Raw genomic sequence first — 16680 nt, 5'->3', positions numbered from 1 at the left:
CTAGATTATTTGATTGAAACCGCATTCAAACGCTTATAAATAGACTCTTCAAGCGACTCAATGCTATCCACCACTTGTGTTAATTCAAATTGCGACAACTTGGCAACATTGTCTAAATCAATTTGACGTGGAAAAACTTTGACGATATTTTCGCGTGGTGCTTCAGATTCTATAAATGCATCACCTAGCGCTGGAATGGTATCGCAAGCAAACACAATACTCGTTACACGCGTTTTTCCCGCTTGCGCATATAGGTTCGTGACTAAACTATCGGAAAAACCATAGGCCATTTTGGCAACCGTATTAGATGTTGCTGGCGCAATCACGAGTGTGTGATATTGACCTTGATAGAAAAATTCAACGGGAATACTGCTAGCAGTTTTATCTTGAAAAACACGATGACCTGATGCTTCTAATTGCGTCTGAAAACCATATTGCTTAATAATTTCGGCAGCAGCTTTGCTTAAGAAAATATCAACAGGCGTTAAATTTTGATTTTTGAACGCCTGTAAAACATCTAAGCATTCCCGTAGATAATGACCAGAACCTGTAATCGCCCAAGCTAATCGCCTTATTTGCATTGATTAAGTTTGCATTTAGGCAAAAGGATGCTCAATAATAATCGTCTCATCGCGCTCTGGGCCTGTTGATACGATGGCAATCGGCACACCACATAAAGCTTCCAAGCGTTTAAGATAATGTTGCGCATTTTTAGGCAAGCCATCCCAAGTTTTGACGCCAAATGTATTGGCTTGCCAGCCATCAACTGTTTCATAAATCGGCTTGCAACGCGCGACATCATCTGCACCAACTGGCAGCATATCCACTAATTTTCCATCTAACTCATAGCCAGTACAAATATCTAAAGTTTCAATACCATCTAAAACATCCAGTTTGGTGATACATAAACCGGTTAAACCATTAATTCGCGCAGAACGACGCAGTGCCGCAGCGTCAAACCAGCCACAGCGACGTTTACGTTTAGTCACAGTGCCAATTTCTTGACCTTTATTGGACATTTGATAACCTGGTACACCTTCGGTTTCAATATCCAATTCACTTGGGAAAGGACCGCCACCCACACGTGTGGTGTAAGCTTTGGTGATGCCGAGCACATAATGCAACATATTAGCACCGACACCAGTACCCGCAGAAGCTTGTCCCGCAATACAGTTGCTTGAAGTTACATAAGGATAAGTGCCATGATCGATGTCAAGCAATGTGCCTTGCGCACCTTCAAATAGTAGATTTTCGCCTCTAGCATTTGCTGTGTATAGCTCAGCTGAAATATCTGCAATCATCGGTTTTAATGCAACCGCATGCGCCATACTTGCATCATATTGCTGATTAAAATCAACCGCTTGCGAACCAAGATAGTTGGTTAATACAAAGTTGTGGTAATCCATTACTTCGCGCAATTTTTCTGCAAAACGCTCTGGATAAAATAAATCATAAACGCGCAACGCACGGCGAGCTACTTTGTCTTCGTAAGTTGGGCCAATACCTTTGCCTGTTGTGCCGATTTTAATCGTACGTTTTGCTTCACGCGCTGTATCTAAAGCCACGTGATGACTTAAAATCAGCGGGCAGCCTGGACTAACTTTTAAGCGGCTTTTAACTTCTAAACCATCTTTTTCCAAGGCAACAATCTCGCTCAACAAATGTCCAGCATCCAACACAACGCCGTTGCCGATATAGCAGTTCACACCTGCACGTACGATGCCTGACGGCACAAGATTCAGTTTGTATACGCGTTGATCACTACCTTGTCCGACAACCAATGTATGGCCGGCATTATGTCCACCTTGAAAGCGCACTACGCCTTGCGCATGGTCAGTCAGCCAATCAACAATCTTACCTTTACCTTCATCGCCCCATTGTGTGCCGATCACAACCACGTTTTTTGCAGGATTTTTTACACTATTTTGCGCCATAACTTTAACTTAACTATTTTCTACTGAAATATGAATGAGGTAATTACTGTAAAGGCTGAACTTGTTTTAAGGGTTCAATTTGCCATTGATTACTGCTGTAAACCAACTGCTTATCGCAACTCATCTCAACAATATTACTGGTTGAATTTGGTAATGTCTGTATCACGATTTGACCGTCTGCACGCAATGTTTCAATCGCACTCAGCAACATTTTATCTTCGCCAGCTGGAGCAAGAATCGCTTTTGAGGTAACTGCGGGAGTTAATGCCGTGACCGCACCGCGCAAATCCAAACTAAAACCTGTCGCGGGACGAGCACGACCAAAAACCAGTCCGACTTCATCATAACGTCCGCCCAATGCAATCGGCCCTGTATAACCTTTTGCATAGGCCGCAAACACAATACCGCTGTGATAATGATAACCACGCAGCTCGCTTAAATCGAACGATACATTCACATTTAAATCATTTAATTGGCTTGCGACAATACGTAAATCTGCTAATGCTTTGCTTATCGCGGGCAATTTTGGCAATTGCTGTTCTGCTTTTTGCAGCACGCTCACATCACCATTCAAATCGGTTAAATCCATTAATGCCTGCTTGACTCTGCTATCTAAATTAACCGCTAACAACGCTACGCCGGCTTTGTCCTTACTTTGCAAAGCTGCATACAAAGCTTGCTCTAAATTGGCGTTTATATCTCCCGCTTTAACCAAGCTTTCAAATATCGCCACATGGCTAAAATCAATGTGCAGTTCTTTCAAACCTAATGTTTGTAAGGCTTTAATCATCAAGCGATGGATTTCGATATCGCTCTCAATGCCTGCATGACCAAACAGTTCCGCGCCTAATTGTAGTGGCTCACGCGTATGCGCCAAACCATCTGGTTTAGTGCGCAAAACCGTACCTGCATAACAAAGTCGAGAAACCCCTTGATGATTGAGCATATGTGCATCAATACGTGCAGCTTGCGGCGTCATATCTGCACGGATGCCCATTAGGCGACCAGTTAACTGATCCACTACTTTAAATGTCGCTAAATCCAGATCATGGCCCGTGCCAGTGATTAACGATTCTAAATATTCAAGAGTCGGCGGGATGATATATTGGTAACCGTGCACCTTGAATAAATCCAATAGTTGACGGCGTAAAGACTCTAATCGCGCTGCCTCAGCGGGCAACACATCTTCAATATATTCGGGGAGTAACCAATTTCGCATAGCTAATATTATACAAGATAAACGATTGAATTGATTTTGGACTTGGCAAATTGGGCTAAGAGACTAATTAAAAATCTAACTTATGTAGAAAAATTTAGCCGCTGAAAAACAAAAGCGATTAGCGACTTAAATAAATCAGCAACAATCCGCCCAAAATGGAAAACAAACCAATAAAACGCAGTTGACCATTATTAAACTCAATCATACGTTTAAAAGTTTCGCGCCAAGATTGTGGCGCTATTAAAGGCAACACACCTTCTAAAACCAGCATCAACCCTAGCGCCATCAATAAAGTTGTGTTCATTTAAGTGTTAACTTAACGCTAAAATTATAGTAATAATTAAATTGATAATTGATTTACTAATTGCCTGCTAATTATTTACCACCAGCACTGCGCATATATTTAAAGAAATCAGATTTAGGATCTAAGACCATGACATCTGATTTACTTTTGAAGCTGTTTTTGTAGGCTTCTTGGCTACGATAAAATGCATAGAATTCAGGATTTTTGCCATAAGCATTAGAGTAAATTTCTGCCGCTTTTGCATCGCCCTCACCTTTCATTTTCTGTGCATCTCTAAAGGCTTCCGCAATAATTACTTCACGTTGTTTATCTGCATCAGCACGAATTTTTTCAGATGCAGCAGAACCTTCAGAACGTAGCTGATTGGCAATACGTTTACGTTCTGCAATCATACGGTCGAACACAGATTTGCTGATTTCTTCAGAATAATCAACCCGTTTCAAACGCACATCGACCACTTCAATACCAATTTGACGCGCTTCGGCATCGGCACGTTTGCGCAAATTATCCATAATCGCAGTACGTTCGCCAGCAATCACATCATGCACGGTACGCTTACCAAATTCTGCACGAAATCCAGCATTAACGACTTTAGAAAGTCTATCTTCAGCAGCAGCTTCGCCACCTTCTTTGATAGAAACATAATATTTAGCTGGGTCAATAATGCGCCATTTCACAAATGAATCGACCATCATGTATTTGTTTTCGCTGGTATTGAATTTAGCAGGTTCTTCCCAATCCAAAGTGATGATGCGTTTATCAAATTTCTTCAAATCGTCAACAAGCGGCACTTTAAAATAAAGTCCTGGCTCTTTTTTAACCGACACGATTTCACCTAATCGGAAAACCAACGCATATTCACGTTGATCTACTGTAAAAAAAGACATGCTCAGTATGACCAGCGCTGCAAACAAGCCAATTAAAAATGTACCTATATTTTTCATCTTAATATTCTCTTAACTTTTAAATTTAATCATTCACGCGCTCTATCTAAACAATTGCGCATTTTTATTGATTAACGACCTTGACGATCGCGCGTTAATTCATGCGAGTCATCAACAACACTGGCTTGATTATCTTTAGTCTCCACATTAATTGTTACTGGAGTTGTTGCGGATGGCGCAGTAGTTGACATGAGTTTATCTAACGGCAAATACAATAAACTATTACCGCCTGGCTGATCCACAATCACTTTACTGGTGCTAGACATAATTTGCTCTTGCGCATCCAAATACAAACGCTGGCGCGTCACTTCTGGCGCTTTTGCGTATTGCGTTAAAATTTGTTCAAAACGGCTGGCATTACCGATTGCTTCATTTTGAACTTTTAATTGGTAACCAGCAGCTTCTGCACTTAAGCGCGACGCATTACCACGTGCCTTTGGAATCACATCATTTGCGTAAGCTTGGCCTTCGTTAATAAAACGCTGATAATCTTGATTGGCGCGGTTCACATCCTCAAATGCTTCTTGCACTTGCTCTGGCGGTTGCGCACTTTGTAAGGATACGCTGGTGATTTTTACGCCAGTTTGATAACTGTCTAAAATCGATTGCATACGTTCTGAAGTATCAGCCAAACCTTTTTGCAGCAAATCGTCCAACTTGTTTTTACCGACAACTTCGCGAATAGCCGTTTCTGCAGCAGACATTACCGCCGCATCTGTATCGCGATTATTGAATAGATAATCTTTGGCGTTTTTAAGGTTATATTGCACGGCAAATTGCAGATTAATAATATTTTCATCTTCGGTCAGCATCAAGGCTTCTTTAGGTTGCTTGGTTTTGCCACCAACACCTTCGCCATTGCTTCTATAACCCACTTCTAAACGACGCACTTGCTCCATGTTAACCACTGTAACCGACTCAAATGGATACGGCCAATGCCAGCGCGGACCAGTTTCCGTGGTTTCATTATATTTACCAAAACGTTGTACAACACCAAGTGAACCTTGATCGACAATGTAAAAACCAGTCGCTAACCAAATGGCAGCAATCACTGCGACGACTGGCAACACAGGGACATCAAAGTCTTTTTTTGTCGATGGCGTATTATTATTGCCGCTGCCTTTTTTACCAAAAAGATTACTTACTTTTTGGTTTAAATCACCCAATATCTTGTCTAAATCAGGCGGGCCTTCGTTATTATTTTGGCCAAATCCAGGAAACTTAATCATTCATTACTCCACATACATTTAAATATTATTGCAAAAGACAACATTGCATTTAGAAATACGAATACGCATTCACACTTATTAAAACTAGCGTTAAACGTAAGCACTTTCTTCTGTGCTCTGGCGCCTTAAACGTTGCTGATGCTCAGTTAATGCTAATTTCAAATAATCGATTCCAGCGCCGCTAAACGCTGAAATACTCACTTTTGAAATGTTACCATATTCATCGCGAATCAAATCTGCTGGCATATCTAGCTTATCGATTTGATTTAACACTAAAATTTGTGGCACTTTTGATGCGCCGATTTCTTGCAGAACTAAATTAACTTGTGCAATCTGCGCATCGCGATTCGTGCTGGCAACATCAACGATATGCAATAGCAAATCCGCTTGCACCGCTTCTTCTAAAGTTGCGCCGAATGCCTCAATCAGTGTCGTTGGTAAATGTTTGATAAAACCAACCGTATCGGAAATTACCAATGAGCCGCCACCTGAATGGTAATCTTCACCCAGATACATTTTGCGTGAAGTAGTATCCAACGTGGCAAACAACTGATCTGCCGCATAAACGCCAGATTGAGTTAACCGATTAAATAACGTAGATTTTCCTGCATTGGTATAACCGACTAACGAAACCGTCATTAAGCTAGAACGTTTACGTGCACGCCGTTGCATGCCACGTTGTAATTTGAGCTTATCCAGCTTTTCGCGCAATTGTTTAACGCGTACGCGTAACATACGACGATCTAACTCCAACTGTGTTTCACCAGGACCACCACGAACGCCAATCCCGCCTTTTTGCCGCTCTAAGTGCGTCCAGCCGCGTACAAGCCTAGTAGATAAATGCTCTAGTTGAGCAAGCTCAATCTGTAATTTACCTTCATGACTTTGCGCACGTTGCGCAAAAATATCTAGAATTAGACCCGTTCTATCAAGCACTTTGGCTTGCAATAAACGTTCTAAATTACGCTGTTGAGAAGGACTTAAATCATGATTAAAAGCCACCAAAGTTGTTTCACTGGCTTCTAATATCTGCTTTAATTCATCGGCTTTTCCGCTGCCAATAAACAATTTTGCATCGGGAATGCTGCGCTTGCCTTCAACCGTGGCGCGCACTTGCATTTTTGCAGAGACAACTAACTGACGCAGTTCATGCAAACTTTCTGCATAATCTGGTTCGCCGAAATCGATACTCACTAAAACAACGCCACCATCTGATGGCGCTGTTAGAGTCGTTGGATTTGCTAGGGTATTTTCGCCGTAACCGGAGGGTTTAATTGCCAAACTTTACTCTTCTGTCTGATCTGGTAGCGCCATGCTCACCGCACGTGCTGGTACAATCGTAGAGATTGCGTGTTTGTACACCATTTGGGTAACAGTGTTTTTTAATAGGATCACGTATTGGTCGAATGAATCTACTTGGCCTTGTAATTTAATACCATTTACCAAGTAAATTGAAACTTGTACATGCTCTTTTCTGAGGGCATTTAAAAATGGATCCTGCAGCATTTGTCCTTTGTTATTCATATTTTGCTCCTTTTAGTTGTAATAATGTGGAGTAGCTTTGAGAAAAAGCTAAAACTGCCATGCGTATGATTAGTATTGTGACTTTTTGTTCGCATTTCAATAGCAAAAACGCACAATTTTGCGTAAATCGTTAAAGCATTCATTTAATGCTACTTTAATAACGTTAACATTACTTTCAATGATTTAATTTAAAATGTTACTTATTCTAGCTAAGGTCTCTTTTTGGCCCAACAACGCCATTACTTGGTCAATACTTGGCGATTGTGCAATGCCCGTCAGCATTACACGCAATGGCATGGCTATTTTAGGAAACTTGAGTTGATTTTCGGTCACAACTTCATTAATCGCGTGATGAATCGCTTCCGCAGACCATTCGATTTTAGCCAACTTTTCAGCCAGTACTTTTAAGATAGGTTGAATCTCAAGCGTAATATGTTTTTCAACATCTGCTGCATTTGCTTGTGGTAGCACATAAAAATAAGCAATATCCGCAGCTAATTGATTCAAATTATTCGCGCGCTCACGATATAAGTTTAATACCGCTTTTAAATCTGGCGTTGCTAAAACATTAACATTTAGCTTTGCTAGCCGGGCTTTTATATCGACAGCAAGCGCACCTATATTAGACTCTTTAATGTAATGTGCATTTAACCAATTGAGTTTTTCGGTATTAAATTGCGCGGCAGATGGCGTAATGTGATCCAAATCAAACCATTCGCAAAATTGTTGCATATTGAATATTTCCGCATCGCCATGACTCCAACCAAGACGCGCCAGATAATTCAAAATCGCTTCTTTTAAATAGCCATCTTCATGGTATTGCATCACGCTCACTGCACCATGACGCTTAGAGAGTTTTTGGCCATCATCGCCCAATATCATCGACAAATGCGCATATTGCGGAACCGTTGCCCCTAAAGCATTCAGCATATTGATTTGACGCGGCGTATTGTTCACGTGGTCATCACCGCGAATCACTTGCGTGATACCCATTTCATAATCGTCTACCACTACGCAAAAATTATAGGTTGGCGTGCCATCGGCACGCGCAATAATCAAATCATCCAATTCACTATTGGCGATTTCAATTTTGCCTTTCACTAAATCGTCCCAAGCAACAACGCCTGTTTGCGGATTTTTAAAACGCACGACTGGTGGAATATTCGTTGGGATTGTAGGTAAATTTTTACCTCCTTCTGGCCGCCATTTACCATCATAACGCGGCTTTAAGCCTTGCTGCATTTGGCTTTCGCGTAAAACTTCCAACTCTTCTTTACTGCTATAACAGTAATAAGCAGTGCCTTTATCTAACATACTTTGAATCACTTTTTTATAAGTATCCATGCGTTGCATCTGATAAAAAGGACCTTCATCGTAATCTAAACCCAGCCAATGCATGCCATCTAAAATCGCTTGCACCGCTTCTGGCGTGCTGCGTTCTACATCCGTATCTTCAATACGTAAGATAAATTGGCCAGCATTTTTTTTAGCATAAGCCCAAGAAAATAGCGCAGTGCGCGCACCGCCAATATGTAAAAAACCAGTGGGGCTTGGGGCAAAACGAGTACGAACGTTCATGTGTTGAATTATTTGATTGAAAAACGCTATTCTATCATGCAACCAAGTTGCTCTTTTTAAAGGCTGTTTTTTGATTTTTATATTAGATTACTTTTTCACTAGTTTTTAATGGTTAACTTTTAAATAACTCTTGATTATTCAATGATTTATTATTATATTTTAATTAAATATATTAGAATAATGCTCTAAAGATACAATTAACACCTGCAAGCTAAATGAAAAATTTTATCGGACAATTATTTGGTAACGCCATTAGCAAAAAGCCCCAAGCACCATTTGCCTGGGTTGATGACCTTGCTGAAATGGAAGATATTGCCGCATTAAAGTTTAGCTATCAACAACTTGCAGTGATTATCGCGCAAATGCAATCCGATGAAACGATGGATTATGGCGCGCTACTCGATTTAATGATTACGCTTGAAGATGTTAATTTCGCGCGCTTGGAAAAGATATCGTCGCAATTTGTGCAGGTAGAGAATTTAAAGCCTGAACTGGAAGTCAATATTTCAGAAGCGTGCTACAGCTATTGCCGCCAATCCTATATTGCACATCTAAAAATCATAGAAAAAGTCATTAACCCCAGCAAGTTTAAGTTAGAAAATAATATGCCCGTGATCATCATCGGCAGAGCAATATTTGCTGCAATGAATATGATGAAATGGCGTATGTTGACGCAAGCAAATCCACCGACAAAAATGTGGATTCAGATTTACATGTTGTACCGGATTGCTAGTCAGCAAGCATTATTATATATTCCAGTTGCGCTATTTAAGCTATCACCTTCCACTACGTTGTCTGCGTATTTTGTACAAATATGCATGTTAGGGCAGCTGGTACAAACCAATCTAAATAAGCAGCAAGTGGATATTGCTTATCGCGTATTGGCGGCTTGGTTAACACGCGCGCATATCAGTAAAAACGATACGCCTGAACAATATTTATTTTATATCGACCTAGAAAAGGATGTCGCAGCCAAACGCATGCGTAACTTTGAAGCGAATGAACAATGTCGTTATTGGGAATTAGATGAGCTAGAAAAACAAATCACCACTGCGTTGACTGTGACTGATCGCGGTGAAATTCCAGATAGTTTAAAACTAGCAAAAATTGATCATGCGAAAAGATTGAATAGCACTTTAAACATTATATTTGCAGAGTGGACTAAAACACATTATGTGAGACAGCGGCGTAAAGAAGAACGGCAAGCGACATCAAAAACGGCTAAAGTCAATTCAGGCATTTTGAATATCTGCAATCAAGTATTGCAAGCTAATCAAATTAACAGCGGTTTACGTTTATCACGTGACGGGAAATCGTTTGATGAACGATTGCGTGGCCATACTGTTTTAACGCAATCTACTGGCTTAGGATTAAATAGTGGTTCGCTGGATACATGGATTGTGACGGATGAAAGTCCGCATGGTTTGGGCACAAGAGTGAATAAATATGCCAATATTTTAGCTAGACCAGACAAATTAATTGGCTTGCTGATGGATGATGATCCAAGCGAAATCGTCATCGGCATTATCAGGGGCGTAAAGCCAACAACTGGCAATCAGCTTAAAGTTGGCATCGAAATCATGTCACGCTACCCGAATTGGGTGCAATTACGACAGTTAAGCCCGGATGAATCTTTTTCAGATACCGTGTCAGAAATGATGACTGCAAAACAGTCAAGCCCAATCGACATCGGATTATTTTCAGGGATTTACTTGCCGATTGAAGCAGGATTATCCAGTATATCGACTTTGATATTGCCCAAAATCCACTATCGACCTAACACACCTTATGCGGTGAATATTTCTGGCTCACCTAAACATCTTAAATTAGGTGAGCCGATTGAATCACGCGACGATTGGGTAAAAGTCGCTTTCCCGTTTTAGCTTTGTCTTTACTGACTATTTAACCGTTTCAGCTGTATTAGCTGGTTTTGTAGTTGATTCTGCACTGGCATCTACTTGAGCATCACCGCGCCAATCGCCACCCAACACTTTAAATAATTCAACCGTTGCTAAACTACTCGCTTGTCTCGCTTGTACTTTTGCTAAAGCAGCATCATTGTGTACACGTTGCGCATCTAATACTTCTAAATAAGCAGAATAACCAGCTTTATAGCGATTTTCAGCGACAGTTAACGCTTTTTTTGCAGAAACTTCGCTTGCTGCCAAACTTTGCTCGCGTTCTACATTTAAGCGTCTTGTCACCAGCGCATCATTCACTTCTCTAAACGCATTTTGAATAGTTGTTTGATATTGCGCTAAAGCTTGTTTTTGAATCGCAGTCGCTTGATCAACACGGGCTCTACGTCTGCCAGCATCGAAAATAGGCAAATCTAATCCCAAACCAAGTGTCCAAATGCGTGCGCCTGATTTCAATATATCACCAAGCTCTAAACTTTCACCGCCGTAACTACCGGTTAAGCTAATACTTGGATACAAAGCTGCTTTGGCAACGCCAATTTGTGCATTTTGCGCAATTAATGTTTGCTCTGCCTGACGAATATCCGGACGATTTTCAAGCAATGCAGAAGGCAAACCTGCAGGCGGAACTGGTGGAATTGGTAACGCTAACACTGCAGTTTGATTAGTTTCATCCAATTTCAAATCCAACACACCAGTTAACACGGCTAATTGATGCAAAGTTAATGCACGTAAACGGTTCAATTCGATTAATTGTGCATCTAAATTCGTCACACCGACTTCTGCTTGGCTGACTTCTAAACTACTTGCAATACCACCAGCAAGGCGGCGCTGCGTTAAACTTAATGATTCAGTGCGACTACGTAAGCTATCTTTCGTCACTGCAATTTGCGCTTCGATACCGCGCAATTGCAAATAATTACTGCTCACTAAACCAATCAATGAAAGTTCAACAGTCTGTTTTGAATAGCGTGAAGCTAATGCAGCAGCAGTGGCTGACTCTTTTGCGCGCCGCACTTTTCCCCAAAAATCTATTTCATAATTGGTGCTTAATCCAACATTGTAATTGTTACGAATTGGCGAAATAAATACAGGGAAAGCACCTAATTCAGTTACTTTGCTACGTGTCGCTGCACCAGACAAATTCACTTCTGGAAATAACGATGCCCCTACTTCACGCATACTGGCATCGGCTTCTTCAATACGCGCAACGGCCAATTGAATATCCGTGTTGTTTTTTAAACTTAACTCCACTAATTCATTCAATTTTTCGTCTTGGTAATGTTTCCACCATTGTTTAATTTCTGCATTAGACGCATCAGCACTCGCGCCCGATTCTGTTTCACTAAATGTAGCAGGCAAATTCGTTTCGCTGCGTTTGTAGTCTGGCCCCAGCAATGCGCATGAAGACAATAGTAGTAATAACAATAAACTTAGTTTTTTCATACAGTTTTTACCTAATTTTTATACTTAATTGACAGAGCTTATTAACTAAGCCTTGCTGATGTTATTCGATTTTTTGTACTCATCACACGGTTTCCTTAGAGTGATCTACTAAGTTTTTGTCATGATGTTTTCTATCCACATGCGTATTACTTAACCATGTAAAGAATAGTGGAATAAATATTGTCGCCACAAACGTTGCTAACATCATGCCACCGAACACACCCGTACCCATACTGCGACGCGCTGCAGCACCTGCACCAGTAGCAATAACCAGCGGTACGATACCTAATACGAATGCCATCGATGTCATCACGATCGGTCTAAACCTTAAACGTGCGGCTTCAATCGCAGCTTGTGCCACAGGCATGCCCTCTTCCATTTTTTGGCTGGCAAATTCTACGATCAAAATCGCATTTTTCGCCGCCAATCCAACCAGCGTAATGAGTCCGATCTGGAAGTAAATGTCATTCGGCATACCTCGCACCAGCACAGCTAACAGCGCACCAGCCAAGGCAAATGGCACCGCCATAATCACAGCTAGAGGCAATGCCCAAGTTTCAAATTGCGCCGCAAGAATCAAGAACACCATAATGATGGCAAAGCCGAAAGCTAAAATCGCAGCTGAGCCAGTCCGTTTTTCTTGATATGCTTGGCCAGTCCATGCAATTTGATAGTTCTCAGGCAAGTTTTCCGCCGCGATTTTTTCCACCATTTTAATCGTGTCACCAGAACTCACGCCAGGCGCGCCACCACCCATCACTTTGGCAGAAAGCAACCCGTTGTAACGCTCTAGTTGTTCAGCGCCAACGATACTGCTCACTTTACTTAACGCTGATAAAGGTACCATTTTTCCTGTATTAGATCGCACATAGACTTTGCCTAAATCTTCGGCTTTCATGCGATATTCAGCCTCTGCTTGCAATTGCACGCGATAAGTACGACCAGACTTATTGAAGTCATTCACATATAAAGAACCCATCGTACTTTGCAGCGTTGCATAGATGTCTGCCACTGGCACGCCTTGCGAAATCGCTTTTGCTTCATCGACTTCTACAAATAACTGCGGCACAGTTGGGCGGAAAAATGAGTTAATGCCAGTTAATCGCGGCTCTTTACGCAAAGCGTCCATAAAGTTATTAACGACGGTTGATAGACGCAATGGATCGGAGTCACCACGACTTTGTAGGTATAACTCAAAACCACCAGAACTACCTAAACCACGAATTGCAGGCGGGTTAAACGCAATCGCCATACCATCTGGCTGTTGCATACCGATTCCAAATAATTTACCAACAATGTCATCCGCTGTAGTTGTGCGTTTATCCCAATCGGTCATACGCACAAACATCGTGGCTGCACTGGTTTTATTACCACCACCAATCAAGTCAAAACCATACACAGAAAATTCGTGTGCAGCCGCAGAGTCTTTATGAATTTCAGTACGCACTGCTTCCGTGGTTTTAGTGGTGCGACTCAAAGTTGCACCATCTGGCATAATCACCGCAGTAACGACATAACCTTGATCTTCTGCTGGTACAAAACTACCTGGTACGGATCTGAGCAGAATCGCCACGAGGGCAATGATGCCAACAAAAACAACTGTACCAATAATTTTGTGATGCAAAGTTAAGTTAACTGTACTCGTATAAAAATTCGTTAACTTCTCAAAACCACGATTAAACGGTCTGAAGAATTTAGATTCTTCATGTACAGATTTCAGTAAGATTGCACACAATGCAGGCGTTAATGTTAAGGCAACAATACCTGAAATGACCACAGCCACCGCGACAGTAACCGCGAACTGACGATACATTTCACCTGCAATACCGCCCAAGAAGGCCACGGGTACAAATACCGCACAAAGCACCAGCACGATTGCCACAACAGCGCCTGAAACCTGTTCCATGGATTTAACTGCCGCTTTAATCGGCGACAATTTCTCTTCTGACATCAGTCGCTCAACGTTTTCTAGCACTACAATCGCATCATCAACCACGATTCCGATGGAAAGTACCATCGCGAATAAGGTGAGAGTATTGATGGAGAATCCAAATATCCACAAACCAGCAAACGTTCCGACTAATGAAATCGGCACCGCAATTAACGGAATTAAAGTAGCACGCCAGCTTTGTAAAAATACAAACACTACAAGCACAACTAATACTAAGGCCTCAGCTAGCGTCTTAAGTACTTCCTTTATCGATGCTTTAACAAAGTCGCTAGTGTCATAAGGCGTTTCCCAATCTACACCTTCTGGAAAGCGTTGTTTTAGCTCATCCATTTTGTCTTTAACGGCTTGCGCAGTATCAAGTGCATTGGCACCTGTTTGCAAGAAGATAGGAATACCCACGCCTGGCAAGCCATCTAGCGCTGTACGCACGTTATAGGTTTGCGAACCCAACTCAATACGTGCAACATCTTTTAAGTAAAGCACACCACGTGGACCTTCAGCGCGAATAATAATGTTACCGAATTCACTTGGGTCAATTAAACGGCCTTTAGCCGTAACGGTATAAACCAACTGTTGCGAATCAGGTGACGGCTCTTGACCGATTTTACCTGCCGCGTACTGGGCATTTTGTGATTGTATAGCATTGGCAATATCCGTAGTCGTCACGCCCAACTGCGCCATGCGATCTGGTTTTAACCAAATACGCATAGAGTAATCTTGCGCACCGAAAATAATCGCGTCACCTACGCCGTTAATACGTTTAAGCTCATCTAATACATTAAGCGTAGCGTAGTTACTTAAATACAGTGGATCATATTTCTTCTGCTTATCGGTCAACATGACTACAAGCAAAATGTCGTTTGACCGTTTTTGTACGACTAAACCAGTACGACGCACTTCATCGGGCAAGCGCGGCAACGCAATATTCACACGATTGCTCACGTTAAATGTTGCCTGATTCACATCGGTGCCGATTTCAAAAGTAGCAGTAATCGTTAATGTACCGCTTGAGTCAGCACTAGAGTTAAAGTACAGCAAACCTTCAACTCCGCTTAATTGTTCTTCAATTGGTGCTGCAACGGTTTTAGATAATGTATCGGCACTGGCACCTGGGTAGGTTGCAGTAATCAACACAGTGGGCGGTGCAATCTGCGGGTATTGCGCAATCGGCAATTTAAGCGCTGCAGCTAAACCTGCCAACACAATGATGATGGACAGAACTGAGGCAAAAATAGGCCTTGTGATAAAAAATTTGGTCATGGTTTTATATGCTCAGATGAATGATTAGCCAATTTTTACTTTAGATTTAGCCGTAGACTTAGAGGTCGACTTATCTGTAGCGGAAGCAGGTTCTTGAGTTGATTGAGTAGGCTGAACAAAAACTTTCGGTTGCACTGCAGCTCCAGGGCGTAATTTAATCAAGTTATCAACAATGACTTTATCGTTAGCATTTAAGCCATCTAAGATAATCCAATCCTTACCATGCCACTCACCCACAACTACAGGTGTTGCTGTTGCTTCATTTTTGGCATTAATCACATATACAAACTTGCCTAAGTCGCCTGATAGTACAGAAGTTTGTGGCACCAAAAACACGCCTTCACGCTCACCAGTTGTTACGCGAGCGCGTACAAATTGGCCTGGCAATAAAGCTTTATCCTCATTATTAAAAGTCGCACGTAATTCTTGTGTACCTAAAGTTGGATCAATTGAATTTGCAGTAAAATTTAACTTACCTTTCTGTGCGTATTCAGTACCGTTAGGCAATATTAACGTGACATCCGTCACGCTATTAGAATTGACATGTCCACCCAAACTGGCAAGCTCTGTTGTAGACAAACTAAAACGCGCCCATATTGGTGACAACTGCACAATCGTAGTTAATAAACTAGTATTTGCAGTCACTAACGCACCTTCTGAAAACTGGAAACGACCAGCGATACCTGAAACAGGAGCGGTTACTTTCGTGTAAGAAAGATTCAGCTCTGCTTCTTTAATATTAGCTTGCGATTGCATCATGTCGGCTTGCGAAATGCTCACATCCGATGTTGCATTATCATATTCACGCTGACTCACCGACTGGGTTTCTAGCAACTCTTTTAAACGATTAGACTCACGTGAAGTTTGTGTAATACGCGCACCCTGACCCGCCGCTTGTGCTTTGGCTTGTGCTAATGCAATTTGGAATGGCTCAGGATCAATGATAAATAATACTTGACCGGCTTTTACTGACTCTCCCTCTTCAAACATTTTCTTCAGGATAATTCCGCCAACACGCGGCCTAACTTCAATTTCCCTAGCACCTTCAGTCTGCGCAACAGACTCTACGCTCATTGGTACATTGGTAGGTTGTACGCTTACATAACTAACCGGCATTGCTGGTGGCGCACTCGCTGCTGCATCTGGTTTTTTACCACAGCCCTGCAAAGTGATTGCGACGGTTGCGATGATAATTAGACCTGCGCTTGTCAGTTTTGATTTTTTAAAGTTACTTAATTTCAAGTCACTTTGTTTTAAATTACCTGTGTTTAAGCTACGTAGCTGCGACAAAAAATGCATGATTGAGAACCCTGTTTAAAGTATTTTTTTATCACAATTAATAATTAACCATGATGTCGATAATGATAATAGT

The 16680-nt window shown here is 41.6% G+C and carries 13 protein-coding genes; 1 reads left to right on the top strand and 12 read right to left on the bottom strand.

All coding sequences use genetic code 11. The annotated features are described in order from the left end of the window. Positions 1-5: 5 nt before the first annotated feature. The 9 genes from METVE_RS0109175 to gltX form a co-directional block, all read right to left on the bottom strand. Positions 6-581, bottom strand: coding sequence for a flavoprotein (locus tag METVE_RS0109175; protein ID WP_020168180.1), 576 nt, complete (start codon positions 579-581; stop codon positions 6-8). A gap of 15 nt (positions 582-596) precedes the next feature. Next, entirely contained in the window at positions 597-1934 is a 1338-nt protein-coding gene (locus METVE_RS0109170) for an adenylosuccinate synthase (RefSeq protein ID WP_020168179.1), read from the bottom strand. A gap of 43 nt (positions 1935-1977) precedes the next feature. Continuing rightward, positions 1978-3153, bottom strand: coding sequence for an ATP phosphoribosyltransferase regulatory subunit (locus METVE_RS0109165; protein WP_020168178.1), 1176 nt, complete (start codon positions 3151-3153; stop codon positions 1978-1980). 118 nt (positions 3154-3271) lie between these two features. Beyond that, a complete protein-coding gene (locus METVE_RS0109160; RefSeq protein WP_020168177.1) occupies positions 3272-3457 on the bottom strand; it encodes a DUF2065 domain-containing protein in 186 nt (61 codons plus the stop codon). A gap of 71 nt (positions 3458-3528) precedes the next feature. Next, complete coding sequence (gene hflC / locus METVE_RS0109155; protein WP_020168176.1) at positions 3529-4401, bottom strand: protease modulator HflC; 873 nt, start codon at positions 4399-4401, stop codon at positions 3529-3531. 71 nt (positions 4402-4472) lie between these two features. Then, positions 4473-5630 carry an FtsH protease activity modulator HflK gene (gene hflK / locus METVE_RS0109150; RefSeq protein ID WP_020168175.1) on the bottom strand — a complete coding sequence of 386 codons (1158 nt, stop codon included), beginning with the start codon at positions 5628-5630 and terminating at the stop codon, positions 4473-4475. Positions 5631-5720: 90 nt separating this feature from the next. After that, on the bottom strand, positions 5721-6905 hold the full coding sequence (gene hflX, locus METVE_RS0109145) for a GTPase HflX (RefSeq protein ID WP_051085513.1): 1185 nt from the start codon (positions 6903-6905) through the stop codon (positions 5721-5723). Positions 6906-6914: 9 nt separating this feature from the next. After that, the gene (gene hfq, locus METVE_RS0109140; RefSeq protein WP_020168173.1) at positions 6915-7154 is read right to left on the bottom strand and encodes an RNA chaperone Hfq; all 240 of its coding nucleotides are present in this window, start codon (positions 7152-7154) and stop codon (positions 6915-6917) included. Positions 7155-7337: 183 nt separating this feature from the next. Further along, positions 7338-8732 (bottom strand): glutamate--tRNA ligase, encoded by a 1395-nt coding sequence (gene gltX, locus METVE_RS0109135; protein WP_020168172.1) that lies wholly within the window; start codon positions 8730-8732, stop codon positions 7338-7340. Positions 8733-8947: 215 nt separating this feature from the next. On the opposite strand from gltX, the gene METVE_RS0109130 reads away from it, so the two are divergent. Continuing rightward, positions 8948-10615, top strand: coding sequence for a hypothetical protein (locus tag METVE_RS0109130; protein ID WP_020168171.1), 1668 nt, complete (start codon positions 8948-8950; stop codon positions 10613-10615). A 15-nt stretch (positions 10616-10630) separates the two neighbouring features. Here the strand turns inward: METVE_RS0109130 and METVE_RS0109125 are convergent, their stop codons facing one another. The 3 genes from METVE_RS0109125 to METVE_RS0109115 form a co-directional block, all read right to left on the bottom strand. Beyond that, complete coding sequence (locus METVE_RS0109125; RefSeq protein ID WP_020168170.1) at positions 10631-12097, bottom strand: efflux transporter outer membrane subunit; 1467 nt, start codon at positions 12095-12097, stop codon at positions 10631-10633. 82 nt (positions 12098-12179) lie between these two features. Next, positions 12180-15308 carry an efflux RND transporter permease subunit gene (locus METVE_RS0109120; RefSeq protein ID WP_020168169.1) on the bottom strand — a complete coding sequence of 1043 codons (3129 nt, stop codon included), beginning with the start codon at positions 15306-15308 and terminating at the stop codon, positions 12180-12182. Between the two features lie 24 nt (positions 15309-15332). Continuing rightward, positions 15333-16607: an efflux RND transporter periplasmic adaptor subunit gene (locus METVE_RS0109115; protein WP_020168168.1), complete on the bottom strand. Its 1275-nt coding sequence runs from the start codon at positions 16605-16607 to the stop codon at positions 15333-15335. Between the last annotated feature and the right edge of the window lie 73 nt (positions 16608-16680).

Source organism: Methylotenera versatilis 79 (genome assembly GCF_000384375.1).
GTDB lineage: Bacteria > Pseudomonadota > Gammaproteobacteria > Burkholderiales > Methylophilaceae > Methylotenera_A > Methylotenera_A versatilis_B.
This window is presented reverse-complemented; position numbering and strand designations above follow the sequence as displayed.